The organism is Belliella kenyensis, from assembly GCF_022549675.1.
Classification (GTDB): Bacteria; Bacteroidota; Bacteroidia; order Cytophagales; family Cyclobacteriaceae; genus Belliella; species Belliella kenyensis.
In genome coordinates, this window is the sequence record NZ_JAKZGR010000009.1 from 85,337 (window position 1) to 109,730 (window position 24,394).

21 protein-coding genes are annotated in these 24,394 nt (G+C 37.7%); 8 read left to right on the forward strand and 13 right to left on the reverse strand.

Features of this window, described 5'->3' with window-relative positions; all coding sequences use genetic code 11:
* Positions 1-133: 133 nt before the first annotated feature.
* The 3 genes from MM214_RS10880 to MM214_RS10890 are packed head-to-tail and all read left to right on the forward strand — an operon-like array spanning position 134 to position 4,215.
* Positions 134-1,924 (forward strand): ABC transporter ATP-binding protein, encoded by a 1,791-nt coding sequence (locus tag MM214_RS10880; RefSeq protein ID WP_241295359.1) that lies wholly within the window; start codon positions 134-136, stop codon positions 1,922-1,924.
* Positions 1,925-1,952: 28 nt separating this feature from the next.
* A complete protein-coding gene (locus MM214_RS10885; protein ID WP_241295361.1) occupies positions 1,953-2,264 on the forward strand; it encodes a hypothetical protein in 312 nt (103 codons plus the stop codon).
* A gap of 49 nt (positions 2,265-2,313) precedes the next feature.
* Complete coding sequence (locus tag MM214_RS10890) at positions 2,314-4,215, forward strand: ABC-F family ATP-binding cassette domain-containing protein (protein WP_241295365.1); 1,902 nt, start codon at positions 2,314-2,316, stop codon at positions 4,213-4,215.
* Between the two features lie 149 nt (positions 4,216-4,364).
* Here the strand turns inward: MM214_RS10890 and nqrE are convergent, their stop codons facing one another.
* From nqrE to cmk, 7 genes are all read right to left on the reverse strand, one after another.
* Entirely contained in the window at positions 4,365-4,976 is a 612-nt protein-coding gene (nqrE, locus tag MM214_RS10895) for an NADH:ubiquinone reductase (Na(+)-transporting) subunit E (protein ID WP_241295368.1), read from the reverse strand.
* Positions 4,977-4,990: 14 nt separating this feature from the next.
* On the reverse strand, positions 4,991-5,671 hold the full coding sequence (locus MM214_RS10900) for an NADH:ubiquinone reductase (Na(+)-transporting) subunit D (RefSeq protein ID WP_241295371.1): 681 nt from the start codon (positions 5,669-5,671) through the stop codon (positions 4,991-4,993).
* A gap of 51 nt (positions 5,672-5,722) precedes the next feature.
* Entirely contained in the window at positions 5,723-6,472 is a 750-nt protein-coding gene (gene nqrC / locus MM214_RS10905) for an NADH:ubiquinone reductase (Na(+)-transporting) subunit C (protein WP_241295373.1), read from the reverse strand.
* Positions 6,459-7,673, reverse strand: coding sequence for an NADH:ubiquinone reductase (Na(+)-transporting) subunit B (locus MM214_RS10910; RefSeq protein WP_241295375.1), 1,215 nt, complete (start codon positions 7,671-7,673; stop codon positions 6,459-6,461). Before MM214_RS10910 ends, nqrC begins: the two co-directional genes overlap by 14 nt.
* A 5-nt stretch (positions 7,674-7,678) precedes the next feature.
* The gene (locus MM214_RS10915) at positions 7,679-9,064 is read right to left on the reverse strand and encodes a Na(+)-translocating NADH-quinone reductase subunit A (RefSeq protein WP_241295377.1); all 1,386 of its coding nucleotides are present in this window, start codon (positions 9,062-9,064) and stop codon (positions 7,679-7,681) included.
* Positions 9,065-9,201: 137 nt separating this feature from the next.
* On the reverse strand, positions 9,202-10,104 hold the full coding sequence (locus MM214_RS10920; RefSeq protein WP_241295379.1) for a 4-hydroxy-3-methylbut-2-enyl diphosphate reductase: 903 nt from the start codon (positions 10,102-10,104) through the stop codon (positions 9,202-9,204).
* A gap of 4 nt (positions 10,105-10,108) precedes the next feature.
* Positions 10,109-10,795: a (d)CMP kinase gene (gene cmk, locus MM214_RS10925; protein WP_241295381.1), complete on the reverse strand. Its 687-nt coding sequence runs from the start codon at positions 10,793-10,795 to the stop codon at positions 10,109-10,111.
* Positions 10,796-10,946: 151 nt separating this feature from the next.
* On the opposite strand from cmk, the gene ade reads away from it, so the two are divergent.
* The 4 genes from ade (at position 10,947) to MM214_RS10945 (ending at position 16,635) form a co-directional block, all read left to right on the forward strand.
* Entirely contained in the window at positions 10,947-12,578 is a 1,632-nt protein-coding gene (gene ade, locus MM214_RS10930) for an adenine deaminase (RefSeq protein WP_241295383.1), read from the forward strand.
* A gap of 336 nt (positions 12,579-12,914) precedes the next feature.
* Positions 12,915-14,054, forward strand: coding sequence for an acyl-CoA dehydrogenase family protein (locus MM214_RS10935; protein ID WP_241295556.1), 1,140 nt, complete (start codon positions 12,915-12,917; stop codon positions 14,052-14,054).
* A 939-nt stretch (positions 14,055-14,993) separates the two neighbouring features.
* Entirely contained in the window at positions 14,994-16,172 is a 1,179-nt protein-coding gene (locus tag MM214_RS10940; RefSeq protein ID WP_241295385.1) for a DUF4221 family protein, read from the forward strand.
* A gap of 109 nt (positions 16,173-16,281) precedes the next feature.
* On the forward strand, positions 16,282-16,635 hold the full coding sequence (locus MM214_RS10945; protein WP_241295387.1) for a hypothetical protein: 354 nt from the start codon (positions 16,282-16,284) through the stop codon (positions 16,633-16,635).
* Positions 16,636-16,678: 43 nt separating this feature from the next.
* Here the strand turns inward: MM214_RS10945 and MM214_RS10950 are convergent, their stop codons facing one another.
* From MM214_RS10950 to MM214_RS10975, 6 genes are all read right to left on the reverse strand, one after another.
* On the reverse strand, positions 16,679-17,179 hold the full coding sequence (locus tag MM214_RS10950) for a SixA phosphatase family protein (protein WP_241295389.1): 501 nt from the start codon (positions 17,177-17,179) through the stop codon (positions 16,679-16,681).
* Between the two features lie 23 nt (positions 17,180-17,202).
* On the reverse strand, positions 17,203-17,937 hold the full coding sequence (locus MM214_RS10955) for an RluA family pseudouridine synthase (RefSeq protein ID WP_241295391.1): 735 nt from the start codon (positions 17,935-17,937) through the stop codon (positions 17,203-17,205).
* 137 nt (positions 17,938-18,074) lie between these two features.
* Positions 18,075-19,655: a peptide chain release factor 3 gene (locus MM214_RS10960; RefSeq protein WP_241295393.1), complete on the reverse strand. Its 1,581-nt coding sequence runs from the start codon at positions 19,653-19,655 to the stop codon at positions 18,075-18,077.
* 158 nt (positions 19,656-19,813) lie between these two features.
* The gene (gene frr, locus MM214_RS10965; protein ID WP_241295395.1) at positions 19,814-20,374 is read right to left on the reverse strand and encodes a ribosome recycling factor; all 561 of its coding nucleotides are present in this window, start codon (positions 20,372-20,374) and stop codon (positions 19,814-19,816) included.
* 23 nt (positions 20,375-20,397) lie between these two features.
* On the reverse strand, positions 20,398-21,111 hold the full coding sequence (gene pyrH / locus MM214_RS10970; RefSeq protein WP_241295397.1) for a UMP kinase: 714 nt from the start codon (positions 21,109-21,111) through the stop codon (positions 20,398-20,400).
* Between the two features lie 100 nt (positions 21,112-21,211).
* Positions 21,212-21,706 carry an acetyl-CoA carboxylase biotin carboxyl carrier protein subunit gene (locus MM214_RS10975; RefSeq protein ID WP_241295399.1) on the reverse strand — a complete coding sequence of 165 codons (495 nt, stop codon included), beginning with the start codon at positions 21,704-21,706 and terminating at the stop codon, positions 21,212-21,214.
* A gap of 48 nt (positions 21,707-21,754) precedes the next feature.
* On the opposite strand from MM214_RS10975, the gene MM214_RS10980 reads away from it, so the two are divergent.
* Positions 21,755-24,349 (forward strand): M1 family metallopeptidase, encoded by a 2,595-nt coding sequence (locus tag MM214_RS10980; protein WP_241295401.1) that lies wholly within the window; start codon positions 21,755-21,757, stop codon positions 24,347-24,349.
* The last annotated feature ends 45 nt before the right edge of the window (positions 24,350-24,394 follow it).

The following is a 24,394-nucleotide window of genomic DNA, read 5'->3' on the forward strand; positions in this document are numbered from 1 at the left end:
TTTTAATGTGTTATATTTGGGACTGCTGTGTGGTGAAATCTCCGATGCAAAATTATATATTTTTATCGGGCTTTACCAATGCAATTAGTGGAGTTAAAATAAACTAATCAAGTGATTTAAAAGTTTTTATTTCGTGAAGCCGCTCTGGAGATTAAATAAGTATTTGTTCAAGTATAAGGGATACCTCTTATTGGGGATCTTATTCACTGTAATTTCTAACATATTTGTAATTATTCCTGCCCAGTTGGTGAGAATTGCCATAGATTATGTGGTGGAGAGTTTTTCTTACTATAACCTTTTCAATGAAGGTGATTTGGGGGTTTTTGCAAGAAATTCTTTCATGAAATTCATTTTTATTTTTGGAGTCTTGATCCTAGCAATGGCCTTGTTGAGAGGTTTTTTCTTGTTTCTTATTAGGCAGACAATCATCATCATGTCGAGGCTAATCGAATATGATATGAAAAATGAGATTTTTGCTCATTATCAAAACCTTCCCTTAAGTTTTTATAGAGAGAATAGTACTGGAGACCTGATGGCTAGAATCACAGAGGACGTGAGTAGGGTCCGAATGTACTTAGGGCCAGCTATAATGTATGGCCTTAATTTGATTGTCTTGTTTCCACTTGTGATTGGGTATATGCTAAGTGAGAATGTAGAGTTGACGATATACTCTTTGCTTCCTCTCCCAATACTTTCGTTGAGTATTTATTTTGTCAACAATATGATCAACGAAAGATCAGAAAGAATACAGCGAAGTCTCTCAAGTTTGAGTACCTATGTGCAAGAAGCATTTTCGGGAATCAGGGTTTTGAAAGCCTTCGTAAGAGAGGATGATAGTGCTCATGATTTTAAAGTTGCTAGTGAGGATTACAAAGAAAAATCTATCAGCTTGACTGTGGTGCAGGCATTATTCTATCCGTTGATTTTGGCACTTATTGGAATTAGCACAATTCTTACAGTTTATATAGGAGGAGTGCAAGTGATAGAAGGGACGATTGGGTATGGTGTGATTGCTGAATTTATCTTATATGTGAATATCCTGACTTGGCCTGTGACTTCTTTAGGTTGGGTGACAAGTATCATTCAACGTGCCGCTGCCTCACAGACTAGGATTAATGAGTTTTTGGATGAGAAAAATGATATTCTGAGCTCAGAAAATCTAGACCTAGCTATAGATGGAAAGATTGAAGTAAATAACGTCTCATTTGTTTATCCAGAGTCTGGCATTAGAGCTCTAGATCAAGTTAGTTTTGAAATAGAGGCAGGGCAATCAATGGCGATTATAGGGACCACTGGTTCAGGAAAATCGACGATTGCTAATTTACTAATGCGTATGTATGATGTGACCTCGGGAGAGATTTTGATAGATGGAAGGCATATTTCTGCCTATGATACTGCTACACTTAGACGTCAAATTGGTTTTGTGCCTCAGGATGTGTTTTTATTTAGTGATAGTATCGCCAACAATATTGGTTTTGGACTGGATGATTATACTGATGAGCTTATTCACAAAGCAGCTAAGGATGCTGATGTCTATGATAATATTATCGACTTTCCCAAAGGCTTTGATACAAGGTTAGGAGAACGAGGGATTACATTGTCTGGAGGTCAAAAACAAAGGGTTTCGATTGCTAGGGCAATCGCAAAAGAACCAAGTATTTTACTGTTGGATGATTGTCTTTCTGCTGTTGATACCAAAACGGAGCATGCTATTCTCAATGCTTTGAGCAAAATCATGGTGGGTAGGACTTCTATAATAATTTCTCATAGAGTCTCTTCTGCTAAGCTTGCTGATAAGATCATAGTACTAAATGATGGCAAAGTAGTAGAGCAAGGGACTCATGATAACCTGCTATCCCTGAGAGGTGTATATGCTGAATTGTATGAAAAGCAAACTCAAGTTAACGAAAAAATTGAAGACTAAATAGAAAAATCAATATCACAATCTCAATATGAAAAAGTCTGGATTTGATGAAGTAGAATCATTGTTGCAAGATGTAGGTAAGAAGATAGAGCTTCTTATGGAAAAGGCAGCGGAAGCAGGGGGTGAGGTCAAGATTGAGTTAGAGAAAAAGATTTCTGAATTAAGAGGTAAACAGACAAACCTTGAGGAAGAATTAGCAAAAGGCAAAGAAAAAGCGGAGAAAATATATCAAGAGCAAAGAGAAGCGCTAGAGCCTAGGTTTCAGGAATCAAAAATTCATTTGAAAAATGCTCTTGAACAGTTGGGTTTGGCTTTAGAATCGATTTTTAAAAAGAAATAGACTTCTCTGATTCCAAGAATATCGGCGGTTTTTCTACTATCTTTGCTCCATGAATTATTTATCAGTAGAAAATCTTAGTAAGTCTTTTGGTGAGCGCGTACTTTTTAAGAATATCTCTTTCGGACTAGATCAAGGTCAGAAAGTTGCTTTGGTAGGAGTCAATGGGGCAGGTAAGTCCACTTTGATGAAAATCATCATGGAACTAGAAGTAGCCGACGAAGGAAACGTAGCCATCAATCAACAAGTGAAAGTGGCTTATGTCCATCAAAACCCAGTCTTCTCAGGAGAGTTGAGCATCTATCAGACGATATTTGATGATAGCAATAATGAGACTTTGAAGACCATCGAAGCTTATCACAAAGCCATGACTGATTCAGAAAGTGGCAAAGACAATGCTGATTTACTTCAGGGGATTTTTGAAAAAATGGATAGGCTACAAGCTTGGGATTTTGAATATCAAGTCAATGAGATTTTGGGAAAGCTTGGGCTGCATGATACAGGGCTGGCAGTAGGGAAGCTGAGTGGTGGTCAAAGGAAGCGAGTAGCTCTTGCAAAAGCTATACTTGAAAAACCTGATCTTTTGCTCTTAGATGAACCGACCAACCATTTAGACTTGGAGACGATAGAATGGCTGGAGGATTATCTGTCTAAAGCTAATCTAGCACTTTTCATGGTGACTCACGATAGGTATTTTCTTGAGAAAGTTACCAATCAGATCTTAGAACTTGACAATGGCAAAGTACATAGGTATTTAGGGAATTATGGTTATTTCTTAGAAAAAAAGGCTGAGAGAAGAGAAATCGAAGCCACAGAAATAGACAAAGCGAAAAGCTTATATAAGAAAGAGCTAGATTGGATTAGAAGACAGCCCAAAGCAAGAGGTACCAAAGCTAAATATAGGGTGGATGCTTTTGAAGAGACTAAAGAAAAGGCCTTCTCCAAAAGAGAGGAGAGGGAAATAGAACTCAGCGTCACTACCCAAAGATTAGGGAATAAAATAATCGAAATCGAGAAGATGAATAAGTCTTATGGCGACAAGAAGATTGTCAACAATTTCGATTATATTTTCAAAAAAGGGGATAAAATTGGTATAGTAGGGCCAAATGGTGCAGGAAAAACCACTTTTCTAAACATGATCACTGGTGCGCTTGAGCCAGATGCAGGAAAAGTCAGTATCGGTCAGACTACAGCCATAGGCTATTATAAGCAAGAGGAGGACTCATTCGATGAAGAAAAGAGACTTATTGATATCGTCAAAGAAGTAGCAGAAGTAGTCACTGTGAGCGGTGGTGCAACGATCACTGTGTCCCAGTTTCTTACTAAATTTGGGTTTCCTCCAAAGCAGCAACATACTCCTATTGCTAAATTGAGTGGGGGTGAAAGAAGAAGACTTCAGCTTTTGATGATTTTGATCAAGAGTCCAAATTTCCTAATTCTTGATGAGCCTACGAATGATTTAGATATCATGACTCTCAATACCTTAGAAGAGTTTTTGGACACATTTCCGGGATGTTTGGTGATAGTTTCTCACGACAGATACTTTATGGATAGGCTTGTGGAGCACTTGTTTGTTTTTGAAGGTGAAGGTGAGATTATGGATTTCCCAGGTAACTATACTGATTTCAGGGAATGGGAAAAGGAGTCTGCTAGCTTAGCTAAGGAGTCCAAAGATACTCAATCTGCAAAACCAATAAGTGATTCTACTGTATCAAAACCTGATTTAACTAAGGTAAAAGCAAGTTTTAAGGAGAAAAAGGAATATGAAGAATTAGGTATCAAAATGGAAAAACTTCAAGGTTCAAAGGCTGAGTTGATCAGCAAAATCACTCACGGTTCAGATGATCATGAGGAGCTGATCAAGTGGTCAAGTGAAATTCAGAGCATTGATAGTCAACTAGAAGAAATGGAACTCCGGTGGCTTGAATTGAGTGAACTTGATGGTATAGAATAGGAATTCAGCCTTTATATCTCAGAAGAATTAAGATTTTTTTTTTGATTAGAATTTCTTGTTTTTCAAATTAACCAAAAGTTACAATCAAAAAAGCCTTGAGGATCAGATCCTCAAGGCTTTTTTGATTGATACAAAGAGTATGATTCGTATTATAGATCGATGCCCATGAAAGACATGAAAGCAATACCCATCAAGCCTGTAAGAAGCATAGTGATACCAAGACCTTTCAGACCGTTAGGTACATTAGAATATTTTAATTTTTCTCTGATGGCAGCAAGCGCAACTATAGCTAAAAAGAATCCAGTACCAGAACCAAATCCATAAACCGCCGATTCAGCTAAAGTATAATCTCTCTGAGCCATAAAAAGGGATCCACCAAGAATTGCACAGTTTACAGCAATCAATGGAAGGAAAATACCCAACGCACCGTAAAGCGCAGGAGCAAATTTTTCGACTACCATTTCAACTAACTGAACCATTGCTGCAATGATTGCTATGAACATGATGAATCTTAAGAAAGTAAGGTCTACACCTGCTAGTGATGCACTAGCCCAAGTAAGAGCACCTTCTTTCAATACGAATTCATTCAAAAGCCAATTGACAGGTACAGTCACGGTCAATACGAAAATAACTGCTGCACCAAGTCCCAGTGCTGTACTTACCTTTTTAGAAACGGCTAGAAAAGAACACATTCCTAAGAAATAAGCGAATACCATGTTGTCAATAAAGATTGACCTAATTGCTAAGCTAAATAATTCCATTTCTCTATTCTTTATTAATGTTCAACATAGCCAGTTTTTGTACGCTGTACCCAAATGATCAAACCCAGGATGATAAATGCTCCAACTGGAGAAACCATAAGTCCGTTGGTAGCTAAGCTAAATTCTCCACCGAATAAGCTACTAATTCCATCATAGATTTCAACCCCAAATACGGAACCTGAACCTAATAACTCTCTGAAGAAGGCAACTGCCAAAATAATCCAAGAGTAACCTAATGCGCTACCAAAACCATCTAGTACTGAGTCATAAGGCTTGTTACCTAAAGCAAAAGCCTCCAATCTACCCATTACGATACAATTGGTGATGATCAAGCCTACGAATACAGAAAGTTCTTTGTACATATCATAAGCGAAGGCCTTCAATATTTCATTTACTAAAGTCACCAAAGAGGCAACTACAGCTAACTGAACGATGATACGTACCCTTGATGGTATAGTGTTTCTCAACAATGAAATGGTCAGATTCGCCATTACCATTACGAAAATCACAGAGATTGCCATTACTAGAGTAGGCTGCATCTGTGTAGTAACGGCTAATGCCGAACAAATACCTAAAACTTGTATAGTAATTGGGTTGTCATCTATTAGAGGATCACTGATCAGTTTTTTTCTTCTTTTAGAGAACAAAGCTTCTGATGCTTTGGTCTCTTTCACTTCTGCAGTTTCTGTGCTCATTATATATTATTTATAATGTCTAAAATTTAAAATTATAGCTGCTATACCAGATTAAGACTTTTGTCTTTTTTCGAAGTAAGACTTGTATGCTTTTAAGTAATTTTCAAGCATGGCATTTACACCATTAGCAGTAATTGTAGCACCTGAAAGGCCATCTACTTTATGATCATCACCACTGTAATCCTTACCTTCACCTTTTTGCATCTCTACTGATTGAAACTCACCAGAATCATCAAAGATTTTCTTTCCTTGATATCTGTTTTGAACACTTCCTTCAGTGATTCTAGCACCTAGACCTGGAGTTTCTCCTTTATGTCCAAATGTAACCCCTTCAATGGTGTTTAGGTCCGTATCTAATGCTAAGAAACCCCAGATTTCATCCCAAAGACCCGCTCCATATAGCTGCACAATAATCGCTTCTGCATCATCCTCGTTGCCTTCTTGGTGAAAAATAAATACTGGATATTTTCTTTTTTCTGGTGCTAACTTATAGTTTTTAGCTACATCTACATTTTCAGCAACGATTTCATTGCCATCGTCGTCTTTTTCGATTTCATTTCCTTCGTAGTCTACCACTTTTGAAGAAATTCTATTATCGTAAAATTCAAGGATTTCCTCAGATTTCATTGCGTTAAGCTTTGAGGATTCAAGTACTGCTCCTAAAATTTGCTTTTTAGTATCTAATTCTACAGCTTTCTTTTGGATAGGGCCCAAAAGCTGTGAAGTACCTGATAACAATAATCCTAAGACTACGGTCAGGATTACTGAGAAAGTGATGATATATCCGTTAGACTGTTGCACGTTGTAACCTCCTTTTCTTGTTTGCTTTTACTACATAATAATCGATCAATGGAGCGAATACGTTCATAAACAATACAGCAAGCATGATTCCCTCTGGATATGCTGGGTTTGTTACACGTATGATTACTGTAAGTACACCAATCAAAAGTCCATAAATCCATTTTCCAATTTCTGTTTGAGAAGCTGACACTGGATCGGTAGCCATAAAGACAACACCGAATGCAAGTCCTCCCATTACTAAATGATACTCTGGACCCATTGCCATATATTCATTTACGGCAAATGCGTTCATCACTAGGCCCATCAGATAAGCTCCAGCGAATCCAGATACAATAATTTTCCAACTAGCCACACCTGTAGCCACTAGGATGATAGCTCCTACTAAGGCCATCAATGTAGATGTCTCTCCAATTGACCCTGGAATCCAGCCTATGAATAGATTGGCAAATTCAAATAAGCCTGCTCCCATTTCAGTATTGTGAGATGCCAAAGCTGATGAAACTGTCTCTCCCTCTACACCTGCATTGTATGCAACTGCAAGTGCAGTGGCCCCAGAAAATCCATCGACAGCTTCTTTGCCTCCCAAATACGTCCAAACTTGATCTCCAGAAATTTGTGCTGGATAAGCAAAGTACAAGAATGCTCTTGCTGTCATTGCTACATTCAGGATATTCATACCTGTACCTCCAAAAACCTCTTTGGCAATTACTACTGCAAAGACCGTCGCTAGTGCCACTTGCCACAAAGGTAAAGTCGCAGGTACTACCAATGGAATTAGCATACCCGTTACCAAGAATCCTTCATTGATTGGGTGTTTTCTTATTACTGCAAAAGCAGCTTCTACCATACCACCTGCTGCATAAGCAACAATTACGATCGGCAATACAAGCTGTAACCCCAATAAAGCTTTGGGACCAAAGTCCTCCCATAATCCGGCAGTCTGACCAGTTGCTAAAAAGTGCTGATGTCCTGTATTGTATATACCGAACAATAAACAAGGAATCATGGCCACTACTACTGTGATCATCATCCTTTTTAAGTCGACTGCATCTTTCACTTGAGCACCTTTTATCGCATTGGTATGATTAGGTGTAAACAAAAATGTCTCACCCGCCTCAAATGCGTAATAAAAGTTCTCCAATTTTCCTCCCTTTTGAAATAAGGGTTTCTGCTTATCCAACAGATCTCTTAGAAACTTCATATTGTTTAACTGTATTGAATTAAGTCTATTCCTTTTCTTACTATTTCTTGAACAGGATGCTTTGATACATCTACAAATTCACAAAGTGCTAAATCTTCTTCTATGACTTCGTAAATTCCTAGCTCTTCCATTTCATCAAAGTCTTCTGCCATGATGGCTTTTAAAAGATATACTGGAAGAATGTCCATTGGTGTAACACTTTCGAATACCCCCGTCTGAACAAAGGCTCTTTCTTCACCTCTGACATTAGAATCTAAAACAAATTCTTTGTTTGGCTTCAAGAAAGAAAGTAAACCAAGCGCTCTATGATAGCTCAATTTATCTGCTGTAGGCTTCATCCAGCCTAAAAATTCATGGTATTCTCCTTCAGGTATTAAAGTGATTTGGCTGTGGTAGTAGCCTAAATAGCCATCCTGATTGATTTTTTCTCCTGTAAGTACGTTGCCTGAGATGACTCTGGTAATTGGAGCTACATCTGACTTTTCGTCTTCTTTTAGATTTCCATTAACTAATGTGTCTACACAAGCACCTACAATAGTTTTGGTATAAACTGCTTTTTTTGCTCTTGATCCTGTGATTGCAATCACTCTTGATGCATCAAACTTGCCCTCTAAGAAAAGTTTTCCTATTTGAGTTACTCCAAATGGACTAATTGTCCAAGCGACCTCACCTTTATTGATAGGATTCAAATGATGGATTTGAACACCAACATTTCCTGCTGGATGAGGACCTGAAAACTTATTTACTTGTGCATTTTGTACATTCGCAAATACTGAAGGTACTTCTGCATCTCCGTTTAGATTTAGATGTACTATTCCCTCTGTAAGTTTTTTCAAAATGTCAATTCCTGCCTGAAAGTTCTTTTCTTCACCCTTGAGAGATACAGCGTAGTCAGGGGCAAGTGGATGCGTATCAAATCCGGATATAAAGATAGCTTTTGGACTATCATCCGGGTTTGCAACTATACCATATGGTCTTTGGACAAGTTGAGGCCAAACACCACCTGCCAGCATTTGCGAGATTGCAGCGTCACGGCTGATAGATTTTATACTGGATTCGGTGTGTTTTTCGAAAGTTTCATAGCTGATCTCTTTGTCAGCAAGGATTTTGATTTCCAACAACTTTCTTTTTTCACCTCTTTTGATCTCTACGATTTCACCAGATACTGGAGCGACATATTGGACTTTATCCAATGCTTTGTCGAATAGAATCGGAGTTCCTGCCTTTACTGTATCTCCCTCAGATACAATCACTTTTGGTCTTTGAAGACCAATGAAGTCTGTGGGTTTTATGGCAAAGGTACTGGCTGGTTGGAAGTCTACAAGCTGCTTTTCAGCTTTTCCAACAAGCTTAATGTCGAATCCCTTCTTAAGCTTAATTAGTTTTGACATATTATTTTGAACTGTATGGTCTTTTGAAAAACGCCTCAAATCTAATAAAATAGATCAGTTATTAGAAGATAATTCTGTTATTATTTGACAGCATCTTGCTAACTTGACATATCTAGTTTGATTTACCTTTCTTTTATTTAATTACTATTAATCGCTATTCCAGACTCTAAAGTGTTGATGTGATTCATGACTTGTTCCATTAGCCACATTGGTGTAGAGGTCGCTCCACATATTCCTATACTGTCTTCTGTATTGAACCAGCTAGGGTCTATTTCTGTTTCGTTTTCTACAAAATAACTGCGGTTATTTTCTGATTTACATACTTGATAAAGGGCTTTGCCATTGGAGCTTTTTTTGCCTGATACAAAGATGATTACATCATTAGCTTTTGAAAAATGTTTGAGCTGAGGCTCTCTATTTGACACTTGTCTGCAGATGGAATCGTTAGCATTGAAATCCACTTCGCTGAGTGTTCCCTTAGTGTTTTTTATTCGTTGTTCAATTTTTTCTTTTAGCTCATAAAATCCTTTGGTGCTTTTGGTCGTTTGGCTGAAAAGTGTCACAGGCTTATTGAAATCAATTTTTTCTAAGTCTCTATCTTCCATTACCACTATAGCTTTTTCAAGTGTTTGTCCCGTGAGTCCTATGACCTCAGCATGCCCTTTTTTGCCGTATATGACTATTTGACCCCTTTCTTTCTCCATTTTGTCAAAGGCAGTTTTGACTCTGTGCTGAAGTTTCAGCACCACTGGACAAGAAGCATCAATCAGTTCTATATTATTTTCTATAGCTATTTTATAGGTTTCAGGTGGCTCACCATGTGCCCTAATCAATACTTTACAATCTTGCAATTCTTTCAACTCATCCCTGTTGATGACGACGAGTCCTTTTTCGCTCAGCCTTTTTACTTCCATATCGTTATGGACGATGTCTCCCAAGCAATACAGTTTTTCTGCACCTTCCATTTCATCCTCTGCCATTTTTATGGCAAACTCTACTCCAAAGCAGTACCCTGAGTTTTTATCTATTGTGACATTCATATGATTACACCTTTTCTGCTAAAACTTCCTTAGCTAGCGAGACAATCTGATTGACTTGGGATTCAAAATCTAAATAGCTTGTGTCTATTTCGATGGCATCCTCTGCTTTTTTGAGAGGGCTCTCTTCTCTCGATGAATCGATTCGATCTCTTTCTCCAAGGTTGTGAATTATTTTTTCTAACCCTATTAAATCACCTTTTTCCAAAATCTCTTTTTGCCTTCTTTCTGCACGTATTCGAATATCAGCAGTCATGAATACTTTCAACTCTGCATCTGGAAATACAACTGTTCCTATGTCTCTACCATCCATCACGACGCCTTTCTTCTTCCCTAGTTTTTGTTGCTGCGCTACGAGATTTTTTCTTACTTCTTTGATTTTGCTTACTTCGCTGACATATTCTGAGACCCTCATCTTCCGAATTTCCTTTTCTACATTGAGTCCATTTAAATATGTTTCTTGCTTTTCATTGTCTGGATTGATTTGAAATGATATGTGCATAGTCTCTATCGCTTTCGATACCTCTTTGGGATTGGTCAAGACAGTGTGATTATTCAAAAAATGCAAAGTAGCTGCTCTATACATGGCACCTGAATCTATGTAGGTGTATTCCAGAGCTTTTGCCACCGCTTTAGCTGTAGAGCTTTTGCCACAACCCGAGTATCCATCGATCGCAATTACAATTCTATTCATTGACTAAGTATATCTCTTCTTTTTTTTCAAGTACAAATATAGTAGATTTAAATCTAATTCTGGTAGGTGGATAGATGTATTCCAAGTTACTGTACAGTATCTACTTCTTTCTGATATGTTTTGGTCAAAAATATAATAAAAATCATCCATTATGAATTGCTTTTGTATTGAAGGTCAAGTTATAGACATCGAAAATCGTGAGATTTTTTCAGCCGAATTGAAGGTAGGGAATGGGAAAATTGTAGCCATTAGAAAGATCAAGTTTAATGCTGAACTACCTTATTTATCCCCAGGGTTTATTGATGCTCATGTACACGTGGAGTCATCGATGTTGATTCCATCGGAGTTTGCTAGGCTTGCAGTAGTTCATGGTACAGTCGCTACAGTTTCAGATCCGCATGAAATTGCAAATGTGTGTGGTATGGATGGAGTGAATTTCATGATAGAAAACGGAAACCAAGTCCCTTTTAAGTTTTATTTTGGAGCGCCCTCTTGCGTGCCTGCTACTCCCTTTGAAACTGCTGGTGCAGAGATATCTGCTAAGGATATACATGATCTCCTAGAAAGAAAAGAAATAGTATACCTTGCTGAGATGATGAATTGGCCGGGAACAGTTCATAGGGATCCTGTAGTTATGGAGAAAATTAATATTGCTAAAAGATATGGTAAGCCTATAGATGGTCATGCTCCTGGCTTGAGGGGAGACTTGGCTGCACAATACGCTTCGGCTGGAATCACCTCTGACCATGAATGCTTCACCATAGATGAGGCTTTGGATAAATTGAAATTGGGGATGAAAATTGCTATTAGAGAGGGGAGTGCTGCAAAGAATTTTGAAGCCTTGGTAGACCTGATTGATGAATATCCGAATGAGGTGATGTTTTGCTCTGATGATAAACATCCAGATAATCTTACTGTATCTCATATCAATGAATTGGCAGCTAGGTCGATAGCAAAAGGTAAGGATTTATTTGATGTCTTAAGGGTAGCTTGTTTGAATCCTATAGATCATTACAAATTACATGTTGGAAAATTGAGAGTGGGGGATCCAGCGGATTTTATAATTTTGGATGATGTAGTGTCTTTTAAGGTCAGAGCTACATACATCAATGGGCAACTGGTAGCAGAAAATGGTGTTACGAAAATCAAAAGTGTAGAAAGTACCGTTATTAATAATTTTAACATTCAATCCAAGAAAACAGAAGATTTTCATTTTAAAGCTGAGAAGTCAAAAGTTCGTGTGATAGAAGCACTAGATGGTCAGCTAATCACTCCAGAGATTACTGGAGACATTGAGCTTTCTGATGGTTGTGGAGTGTCTAATGTATCCAAAGATATTCTAAAAATGACGGTGGTCAATCGCTACCATGAAGCATCTCCCGCCTTGGCGTTTATCAAAAATTTTGGACTGAAATCTGGTGCTATAGCATCTTCTGTAGGTCATGATTCACACAATATCATTGCTGTGGGAGTGGACGATGAGTCAATATGTGAGGCGGTCAATTCGATTATTGAAGTGAAAGGTGGGGTTTCGGCAGTCAATGGAGCAGAAAAAATTGTGCTTCCTCTTCCCGTAGGTGGCATCATGTCTTCTAATGATGGTTATCAAGTAGCAGCGGCTTACACTAAAATAGACGCTATGGCCAAAGCTATGGGTTCAACACTACAGTCACCTTTTATGACTTTAAGTTTTATGGCACTTTTAGTGATTCCAGATTTGAAGCTCAGTGACAAAGGGCTTTTTAATGGACAGAAATTCGAATTCGTTGATGTGATTGTTTGATATTTGGTAGGTAAAGCGAGCTGCCAATATTCGAAGTTAGACTGTGTTTTTAAGAATAGGGGATTAGTTGATGCTTGGCCAATACTAGCAATTTCTCACTTTTTGGATCGGTTCTGAGGAGTTATTGAAATCATGTGAGCTCTCTATTCCGAAGTAAAAGCAGAGAATTGTTTTGATGTTTTGATGAATACGATATTTAAAGTAATAATGAGATTCGTCTGAATTATTTTATTTTTTATTCAATAAAGATGAAACGTTTTGCATTTAATATGAAACTTCTCTTCTGACTAGAAGTTATTATCTTAGTGAAAATTAAACCCAAGTATAACAATTATGATGAATTTTGAGATGAATGAGAATCAGGTGATGATTGCTCAAATGATTAGAGATTTTGGTGCTAAAGAAATCACTCCATTTAGAAAAGAATGGGATGATCAGCAGTATTTTCCAATTGAAGTTTTTAAAAAGTTAGGAGAACTTGGTTTGATGGGCGTATTGGTGCCTACTGAATTTGGGGGGGCTGGTTTTGGCTACTTTGAATATGTGACAGCGATAGCCGAGCTGGCAAAGTTAGATCCATCCATTGGCCTATCTATGGCTGCGCACAATTCATTATGCACTGGACATATCATGATGTTTGGAAATGACGCGCAGAAAAAGAAGTACTTGCCTAAGCTTGCCACATGTGAACTACTAGGTGCTTGGGGGTTGACAGAGCCAAATACTGGTTCTGATGCGGGAAATATGAGAACAGTAGCTACTGAAGATGGTGATCACTATATCATCAACGGAGCCAAAAACTTTATCACACATGGTGTATCAGGGGATGTGGCAGTGGTGATAGCTAGAACAGGAGAAGTCGGAGATTCTCATGGAATGACGGCTTTTATCGTGGAAAAGGGTACTCCAGGCTTCAAAGGTGGCAGAAAGGAAGATAAGCTAGGAATGCGTGCTTCGGAGACTGCTGAGTTGATTTTTGAGGACTGCAAGGTTCACAAGGATCAGATTCTTGGAAAGGTGGGAGAGGGCTTCATTCAGTCTATGAAGATTCTGGACGGTGGTAGAATTTCTATTGCGGCACTTTCACTTGGGATAGCTGAAGGAGCGCTAGAGGCCTCAATTCAATATTCCAAAGAGAGACAGCAATTCAATCAGTCAATCAGTAAGTTCCAGGGGATTTCATTCAAATTGGCAGATATGGCTACCCAAATTGAGGCAGCGAAGCTTTTGACATTCAAAGCGGCAGACTTGAAGAATAGGGGTGAGAAAGTGACTCTGGCTGGTGCCAAAGCTAAACTTTATGCTTCTGAAGTCTGCGTGTCTGTTTCAAATGAAGCAGTGCAGATTTTTGGTGGATATGGCTTTACAAAGGATTATCCAGTTGAAAAGTATTATAGAGATTCAAAACTTTGCACTATTGGTGAAGGTACATCTGAGATTCAAAAATTGGTGATTTCAAGGGAGATATTGAGGTAGTCAACTACGCCACGGCACAAGTGTCGACGGTCAATAGACAACGGAGTTCAAATGCCCTTCTAACTTATGTTGGTTATCCGTCGCTTTCATTTAGTTGATTTGATAGATAATCACGTAGTTGTATCAAGAGTCTAACTCTTCCAAAGTTTAAAACTTTGGAAGAGTTTTTTTATTCTATTGCTTTACAGTTTCTGATTTGAACACCTTCTCTTTCCTGGTGGAGATCGCCTGCATAGACCAGTTTCAATTCAGTTTCTGGAGCCAATTTTTTGAAATTTTTCAGCCCTTTCAGAAAATCAGAGTGATAAGTCTCGGAAGATTTGATTTCATAAGCGATCAGTTTGCTGTTTTTTCTTGTTAATCTGTTTTTATCATTTTATGCAATTTTGGAATTGAATTCCTGATTTGCATAAAATATTTGATAATAAAAATACTTAAATAGTCTAAATAAGCTAAGTTTAGATTCTAATTCATTTCGATGGTTGCACAGGTTTTGTTCTCTAGAATGTTCAATTCTGGTTATACTCATTCTCAAAATATTGATTTACATATGTGATATCTTGTTTTTGAAACAATTTTCAAAAAAAAATATTAACAATCCCTTGCTCATAATAATAATAATATAGAGAAAGCTTTTAGGTTGAAGCTGCTCTGTAAGGGGTATTTTAAATTTGTTAAATCGGAATACGATGAAAAAGAAAGTAAGATTGTTAGTCGCTGGAGCCATGCTGGTATTGTTTTCAGGAGGTATTTATCTGGAGTTGTCTGCTCAGAGGTAGGGGGAGGTAGGTTGGAGAAAAGATTATGGGAAGCATTGTTGTTTAGGAAGTGGAGATTGTTTAGTTACAGAGGCAGGTAATTGTTAAAGTTTATCTATTTATTAATTTGCATCCCTCATGCTCAATGGGCAAGAGGGATGTTTTTTTAAAATCAAGAAATATGGGAAAAATATATATAGCTCTTTCCTTATTTAGCATTCTTAGCTTATTAAGTTGTGAGAAGAAGACTTCATTGAATCAATCGCTTGATCCTTCACCAAGAAAATTTGATAATTTAGTCACATTGGCGCCTAATGATACGGTGTCTATACCGATTGGACAAAGAACCAATGTGTTTTCTAGTTATATATCAAAAACAAGGATAAAGGGCAAAGATTTTTTAGGCCTTGTGAATGAAGCAACAAACCACCTGGAGTTCTATGCATTGTCAGATGATGCGGAAAGTTTCAGTATTAAGTTTCAGCAAGAAGGACCTAACGGTGTAAGGACAATCAAGGCATTCGAAGTTTTGTCTGATAGTACGCTATTGATTGGGACTTCTTGGCGTCGTGAACTTTACATTACAGATTTTAGTGGTAATGTTTTCCAAAGAATAAATTCTATAGAAGTTGACAGAGAAGATAATAAACCTTTTGTACAGCTATATTACACTAATCAACCGTTAATCTATAGTCGAACTAAAAATGCAACTTTTACTTTTGCAGCGGGAGATCAGGATTATAATTCACCAGGTCTATGGTCTGGAACTTATTTTTTGAAATTTACACTTGATGATCGGTTACAGATGGAGCATGTTTTGAATTTACCTTCTCATTTGTCACCGCTAGTATATAGCGCTTTTTTTTCACATAGCTCACACTTGCTTAAGGGGGATGATCAGTTAATCGTTAGTTTACCATTCTTAAATGATCTGCTGATCTATAATATAGACTCAGAAGAGCTTACTTATGCAGCCGCTGGGCATAGTGGACATGGTGATATATTGCCCTTGGATAATCCAAGCCCGAATCACGATGAGCAAGAATATGTAGAGAGCGATTCATACAGAGAAATCGTTTATGATCAAGAGACCGGTTACTTATATAGGTTTGCCTATGAAGGTTTGGATTACAAAGATTTGGATGGCAGAAGAAGGACATGGGATAACAAAAAGCCATCCATAATCATTCTGGATAGTAACATGAAAAAGGTAGGAGAATATGAACTGCCCCAGAACAGGTTCTACACAAGGATGTACTTCACTCACCAAGGAAAACTATATGTATCCATCAATCATCCTGATAATAATCCCTCTGAGGATGAATTGATTTTTGTTGGTCTAAAGCCGATGAAGAGATGATAAAGAATTTATTAACAATAGGACTACTTATAGTTAGTTGTCTGGCATGTAGCCACAATGCTTTAGAAGAGGAATATACCAATTTGGAAGCGTTGTTGGAATTTAATATTTGAGTGAGAAGAAGGTGGTCATAATCATCCCATTAGAGAACTCATGTTCTTCCTGCTCTCAAATGACGCTCAATGAACTGGTTGGCATGGAAGAAAAATTTAGAAAAGATGTATTGTTGGTTTTTACAGCTCGATCTGAAAAGTTGATCCAAGAGACTTTGAGTGATTTAAACTTAAATTCATTTCAAATTGAAAAGGATTTAAAATATGAATCTTGGAAAATGGGTCTGGTGGATAATAATCCTAGATTTTACTTGATAAAATCAAATAGCCTCATGAGATCGGAAGGGATTACCTTTCAAAATATCGCTGATCAGATGCCTAAAATCATAAATTTTTTAAATGAGTATTAATTCTGACCAATAGAAAACAATTGGGCAAGCTTTCTCAATTGTTTTAATATTCCTTGTAAACTTTCCTTTCTACTGATGAGCTACCGTCTTCAGCGAGGGTGATTTCGAAGATGTAATCGTATTCTTCTTCTTTCAGTTCATCATATTTTTGACCTGTTCCTACGAAGTGATTGATCAAATGGTGGATGGTGTTGCTGTGACCTACCACGATAATATTACCTTTTCTCTTACGAAGTTCTTGCGCCAGGTCCTCATGATATTCTGGATCATAGATTTCTTTGGCTATTCCAGATCTATTGGCAATAGGCTGTATGGTAGCTAAGGTTCTTACCGTATTTGTACTGAATGCATGCTTTATTTCTTTTTCGGCTAGGATTTGATCCAATTTTTTAGCGCGAGCAGTTCCTGCTACACTGAGCATTGGGTCTTTGCCATCGAGCATTTTCTCTGCATGTCTGACCACATAGATGGTCTTCGGCTCTTGTTTTGTACCACAAGCACCGAGAGCAAATAGAATGAGAAATAGATAGAATAGGTTTTTCATAGTGGTGTGGGTGGTGCTGATTTCTATCCGCTATAAGTATTGTCGATATGTTGATCTTTAGCTTTGATAGGCTCCAATTCCAGATACTGTTCCCAAAATGGCTCTTCAGGTAAGGCAGCTCGGAGGTATAATTTTTCTTTTTTGATTGGATGTACAAAGACCAAATGAAATGCATGAAGATTAATGCTTTTATCTGGGTTGCCTTTCACAAAGCCATACTTGACATCTCCTCTGATCACACACCCCATACTTGCGAGTTGTACTCTGATCTGATGTGGTCTGCCAGAAACGGGACGCACTTCGACGAGCCAGTGGTCATTGAGTTTTCCAAGTCGCTTGTAACTCAGCTCAGCTTTTTGTGATCCTGGCACTTCTTTGTCAAAGGCGGATACATAGTTGCGATTTTCGTCTTTGACAAGATAGTGAGTCAATTTACCCATCTCCTCTGCTGGTTTTTTCTTAACTACCGCCCAATAGACTTTGTGAATATCCCTTTTTCGAAAGAGTTCCATCATGCGTTCGAGTCCTTTGGATGTCCTTGCGAATACAACCAGACCACTGACTGGTCTATCAAGTCGGTGAACGGGATGAAGAAAAACAGCTCCAGGTTTATCATACTTTTCTGCAATGTATTCCTTACAGTAATCAGTTAAGGTTTTATCTTTTGTTTTGTCTCCTTGGACAAGTATACCTGCAGCCTTGTTGACTACCAAAAGGTGGTTGTCTTCATAGACGACTGTAAATGGCTTTTTTTTCATAATCCTAATATATACCTTGCCGAAGTCCGACAGATTTTTCAATTTAAATGATCAGCTATCGATTGCCAATCAATAACATAAATTCTTGTGTATAAAGTTTAATTTATAGATGTTTTTATAAATAAACTCACCCAAAATTAAAACTCTGAAGTAAAGTGGAATTCAATTTCTGGATAATTGTCCTGAACCATTTGAAGCCATGATCTTGATTCTGCCATGAAAACAAGTTTTCCATCCTTATCATGTGCGATGTGTCGATTCTTAGACTTGACGAATTCGTCCAGCTTTTTCTTATCGCTGCTATTGATCCAGCATGCTTTATACAATTGCATAGGCGCAAATTCCACAGAGGCATTATATTCTTGTTTTAGTCTAAACTGTATTACTTCAAACTGTAACTGCCCTACTGTCCCAATTACTTTCCTAGACCCCATGTCGAAGGTGAACAATTGCGCCACCCCTTCTTCCATCAATTGCTTCAGTCCCTTTTCAAGTTGCTTAGTTTTCATGGCATCTTTGTTGATGACTTCTTTGAAGATTTCGGGAGAAAAGCTTGGAATACCTTTGAAGGTCATATCCTCACCATCTGTCAGGGTGTCGCCAATTTTCAAGTTCCCAGTATCATAAAGCCCCACGATGTCTCCAGGGTAAGCTACATCGACCATTTCTCTGTCTTGAGCCATGAACTGTGTAACGTTGGAAAACCTCAGCGGCTTTGTTCCACGCACATGTTTGTATGGTTTGTTTCTTTCGAATTGGCCAGAGCAAATCCTCAAAAATGCTATTCTATTCCTGTGATTTGGATCCATGTTAGCATGGATTTTAAATACGAAGCCAGAAAAGTTTGATTCTGTTGGGATTACTTCTCTTTCCTCTGTATTTCTGCTTTTGGGGGTTGGAGCTATACGTATAAATGTGTCAAGCATTTCATTTACCCCGAAATTATTGACAGCAGAACCGAAGAACACCGGCGCTACCTTTCCTTCTAAGTAATCAGTAGTATCAAAGTCTGGATATACACCCTCTATTAGCTCCACATCTTCTCTCAATTGATTAGCATTATTAGTTCCGATGAGATCGTCCAATTGGCTATCGTCAAGGTTTTCGATGATGACCCTGTCATCATTTAGCTTCCTCTGACTAGGTGTGAAGAGATTAAGTTTTTTCTCATAAAGATTATATACACCTTTGAATCCTTTCCCCATACCAATCGGCCAGGAGAGAGGACGTACCTTGATGTTAAGTTTGTTTTCTACCTCATCCAAAAGCTCGTAAGGATCTCTTCCTTCACGGTCAAGTTTATTGATAAAACAGATCACAGGTGTGTTTCGCATTCTACAGACTTCCATCAATTTTTCTGTCTGTATCTCCACACCTTTTACACAGTCTATGACCATGATAACAGAATCTACCGCAGTAAGTGTTCTATAGGTGTCCTCTGCGAAGTCTTGGTGACCAGGAGTATCGAGAAGATTGATTTTAATATCTTTATATTCGAAGCCCATCACTGAAGTAGCCACAGAGATACCTCTCTGTTTTTCGATCTCCATCCAGTCAGACTTGGTGGCAGTATCTATTTTGTTTGACTTGACAGCACCTGCTGTTTGTATAGCACCTCCAAAGAGTAAAAGCTTTTCTGTAAGTGTCGTTTTTCCTGCATCTGGGTGAGCTATAATGGCGAAGGTTCTTCTTTTTGATATTTCTTTTGACAGGTTCATGCTTATGATTTCTGGAATTGCAAGGCGCAAAGTTACATTTTTCTTATGGAAAAATAGTATCTCAATTAATGATTGGAAGATTGATGTGAAATTGTGGTATAACAAAAAAGTCTGAACAGTGGACTGTACAGACTTTTTTTGTGTGTGTGAGTGTTGACTTATATAGTCATGATCTCTACCTCTTTTTTTGCAAGAAGTTCATCCACCTTTGTTGAATATTGGTCGGTTAGCTTTTGAACAACATCTTCAGCCCTTTTGATGTCATCTTCGGAAGCTCCATCTTTTTGAAGTTTTTTCAAGTTATCATTTGTATCCTTTCGGATGGTTCTGATACTTACTTTTCCTGATTCAGTTTCAGCTTTAGCCATTTTCACTAGCCCTTTTCTCCTCTCTTCGGTCAAAGGAGGGATTGTAAGAATGATTATTTCACCATTATTTTGAGGAGCTAGCCCAAGATCTGAGTTGATAATAGATCTTTCGATTTCACTGATTAGGTTTCTTTCCCATGGCTTTATAGCTAGAGTTCTTGCGTCGGGTGTAGTGACAGAAGCTACCTGTTGAAGTGGAGTAGGTGCTCCATAGTAAGACACCATGATGCCATCAAGTAGGTTAGGCATAGCCTTTCCAGCCCTGATTTTAACTAGTTCTTGGGCAGTATGATCTACCGCTTTTTGCATCATTTCTTTTGCTTCATCCAGGTGCATTTGTATCTCTTCCATAGTAAATGTATTCTGGCTTATATTTATTGAATAGTAGTTATTAATGTTCCGATGTCTTCACCTTGAGCAAGCTTGATAAGGTTTTCTGACTTGTTCATGTCAAATACAACAATAGGTAAATTGTTTTCTTGGCATAATGTAAACGCAGTCATATCCATGATGTTCAAGTTTTTCTCATAAGCCTCTTGGAATGATAAGGTGTTGTATTTTGTTGCAGATGGATCTTTCTCTGGATCAGCTGTATACACACCATCTACTCTAGTACCTTTAAGTACCACTTCTGCTTCGATTTCTATGGCTCTAAGACTTGCAGTAGAATCAGTGGTGAAATACGGATTGCCTATACCTGCTCCAAAAATCACGATTCTGCCCTTTTCTAAATGTCTGATTGCTCTCCTTCTAATGAACGGTTCACATACACTTTCTACTTTTATACCAGACATAAGTCTTGTGAACATGCCGTTTTGTTCAAGTGCACTTTGAAGTGCCATAGCATTGATCAAAGTAGCCAACATGCCCATGTAGTCTCCCTGAACCCTGTCTATGCCTGTTTTTTCTGCTTGTACTCCTCTAAAAATATTTCCTCCCCCGATTACGATTGCTATCTCAACACCTTTTTCTTTTACTTTCTTAATTTCTTCTGCGTATTGCTGAAGCCTATTTGGGTCTATTCCGTAACTGTTTTTCCCCATTAGAGACTCTCCGCTTAGTTTGAGTAAGATTCTTTTGTACTTCATTGTTGGTGTTGATTTGGAAAATTATGCTAGATATTAGCGTTCGTGTGATTGATAAATTTTACAAATATAAAGTTTCAAGCCAGAAATCTAAAATGATTCTTTAAAATTGGATGAGCACTTGATTTTTTTCTACACTATCTCCTTTTTTGATTTTTATGGATTTCACTATTCCATCTCCAGGAGATTTGATTATATTTTCCATTTTCATAGCTTCAAGTATCAGTACTGGATCCCCTTTTTTTACTTCATCCCCGTCTTTTACTTTAATATCAAAAATTAACCCAGGCATAGGGGCTTTGATGTCTTTTGCTTGATTACCCAAAGCTGTATTCATACCAAGCTTTTCTAACAAAACGTCAAACTTATCTTGGATTTTTACTTCTGCTAATTTGTTATTCAACTTCAGTTTAAGTGTTTTGCCTTGAGGGTTAATTTCGACCAATTCTAAATTGTGTGATTGATTTTTGTGAATGATGTGGTATTTCTTTTCACTTACTTTTTGGAAGTCCCAAGTCAGTAAATTTTCGTTTACAATCAAGTCACTGCCTGATTTTTCCACATTTAGTCCAGACTTATCGATGTTTACTGAATACATTTCTATTATTTTGCGCCAAGATACAATTTAATTATAAAAAGTCTGAATATGAAGATCCAGAGATTTAAGCTTCTTTTGTTAGTGTTGCCATTTTTGGCTCTAGCGTGTAAAAGTAATAAAAACATTGCAAATCGAGAACAGCTAGAAACTGATGAAGAAATAGCTTCTACAGGCAAGCAATTTGAAAGTGAGTCTTTAGTAAATATCAAGGAGGCACAAATTGAAGGTTATAAAGGATCCAAAACTAGAGCGTTTGATTTACTACATACATCTTTGAGCCTTAGTTTTGATTTTGATCATCAGCATGTGCTTGGTGAGGCAAATTTGACTATGAAGCCATACTTTTTTGATCAGAATCAAATAATCCTTGATGCTAAAGACTTTGATATCTATGCCCTCAGACTTGGTCAGGAGCAGAGGGATGAGTTGAATTATATGTATGATGGTAAGAAGTTGACTGTATTTCTTCCAAAAACTTATTCTCGAAATGATACACTCCAGCTTTACATTAAATACACTGCTATGCCTAATGAAAACCCTGAAAAGGGGAGTAAGGCCATTACTGACACCAAGGGACTTTACTTTATCAATCCTGAAGGAAATGATGATAAACCTATCCAGATTTGGACCCAAGGAGAAACGGAACATAATTCAAAATGGTTTCCTACATTCGATACACCGAACGAAAGGACTACACAAGATATTAAAATCACCATTCCTTCCAAATATAGAACTATCAGCAATGGGAAGCTTATTTCTACCATAGATCAGCCAAATAATATGCGCACAGATCATTGGGAGATGGATCTGCCACATGCGCCATACCTAGCGGCTGTGGTGATTGGTGAATTTGTAGAAATCAAAGATTCATGGGAAGACATACAGGTGAATTACTATGTAGAGGAAAAGTTTGCAGAGGGAGCAAAGACCGTTTTCAAGAATACCCCTGAAATGATTGGCTTTTTTTCAGAGTTGCTTGGAGTAAGATACCCTTGGCAAAAATATGATCAAGTAGTTGTAAGAGATTTCGTGTCAGGAGCTATGGAGAATACGACAATTTCGGTTTTTATGGAAGCATTGAACCTCAATGAGCGTGAAGCCCTGGATAGTGAATGGGACGGGATCATAGCGCATGAATTGTTTCATCAATGGTTTGGCAACTATGTTACTACTGAGTCATGGGCCAACTTGACTTTAAATGAAGCATTTGCGAATTACTCTGAATACCTCTGGTATGATTACAAAGAAGGAAGAGATGTGGCTGATTTGCATCATATTTCAGAGATGGAGCAGTACTTTGATGAGTCTAGGGAAAAGCAAGTGGATTTGATTAGGTTTTATCATGAAGACTCAGAAGATATGTTTGACAGTCATTCTTATGCGAAAGGTGGTAGAATCTTACATATGCTGAGAAGACATCTTGGCGATGATGCGTTTTTCACTTCACTTAGTTATTATTTAACAAAACACGCTTGGTCAAGCGTGGAAATCCATGATTTGAGGTTAGCCTTTGAGCACATTACTGGTCAAGACTTGAATTGGTTTTTCAACCAATGGTTTTTAGACTCAGGACATCCAGTGCTGTCTTACCAGGTAGATTATACTCAAAAAGAGAATTTACTTTTAACAATCACTCAAAATCAAGACCTGACCACCACACCTTTATATAAAATTCCGTTCAAGGTAAGCTGGTATCTAGATGGAGAGCGTTTCGAAAAAGAATTTATTTTAGACAAAGCATATCAGCAATTTGCGATTCAAAATAAAGCTCATGTGAATCAGTTGTATTTCGATGAGCAATCGGAACTACTAGCTGTCAAGAAATCAATTAGAGGTCTAGATCACTTTGTAAAGCAATACAATCAATCAAGGTATGGAGTAGCCAGGTATGAGGCACTAGATAGTTTGATTTCTAATTACTCTGATGAGCCAATTACCATGTCCACCGTAGGACTTGCATTAAAGGATCCATTTGGAGCAATTCAAGAAATGGCAATGTTTGCAATAGCTAGAAATCCAGAATGGATTATGCAAATCAAAGGTTTGGAGGAAGTTTTGTATGATCTTGCTGAAAATGGTTCAGGCCATGCTGTTCAAACTGGAGCCATTGAGTTGCTGGCGATCTTAGATCCAGATAAATATTCACCTTCACTTTTGAGGTGGATGAATCATCCATCATATTTGGTGGCTTCGGCAGCACTATCAGCTTACCTTAGCCATGAAGAAAATTCCAATAGAATGGCAATAGCTAAACGCTACATGGATGAAGACAATGTTAGAATAATTGTAGCAATTGCAGATTTTCTGATATCAGAAGAGTCTTATGATAATTCAGAGTGGTTTCATGGCAAGTTAGAAAAGCTGTCAGGTCAGTCGTTATATTACTTTCTAGGCTATTATGGAGACTATTTTTCAAAGCTACAGCAGGAATCAGAAAGTAAGCGAGCTGTAGATAATCTTTACAAAATAGGATTGAATCAGCAGGCCAATTACATAAGAGCAGTAGCTTTCCAATCCATGTTTGGATTTGTGGACGATGAAGGAGTATTGGACAAAATCAAAGAATTATATCAAAAAGAAGAAGACGAAAAGCTAAAAATGTACATGAATTACTATCTCGAACCTTACCTGAACGAAAATTAAATCCTTGATTTCTTTATGTTTATTTAATTCTGTCAAAAAAAGCAG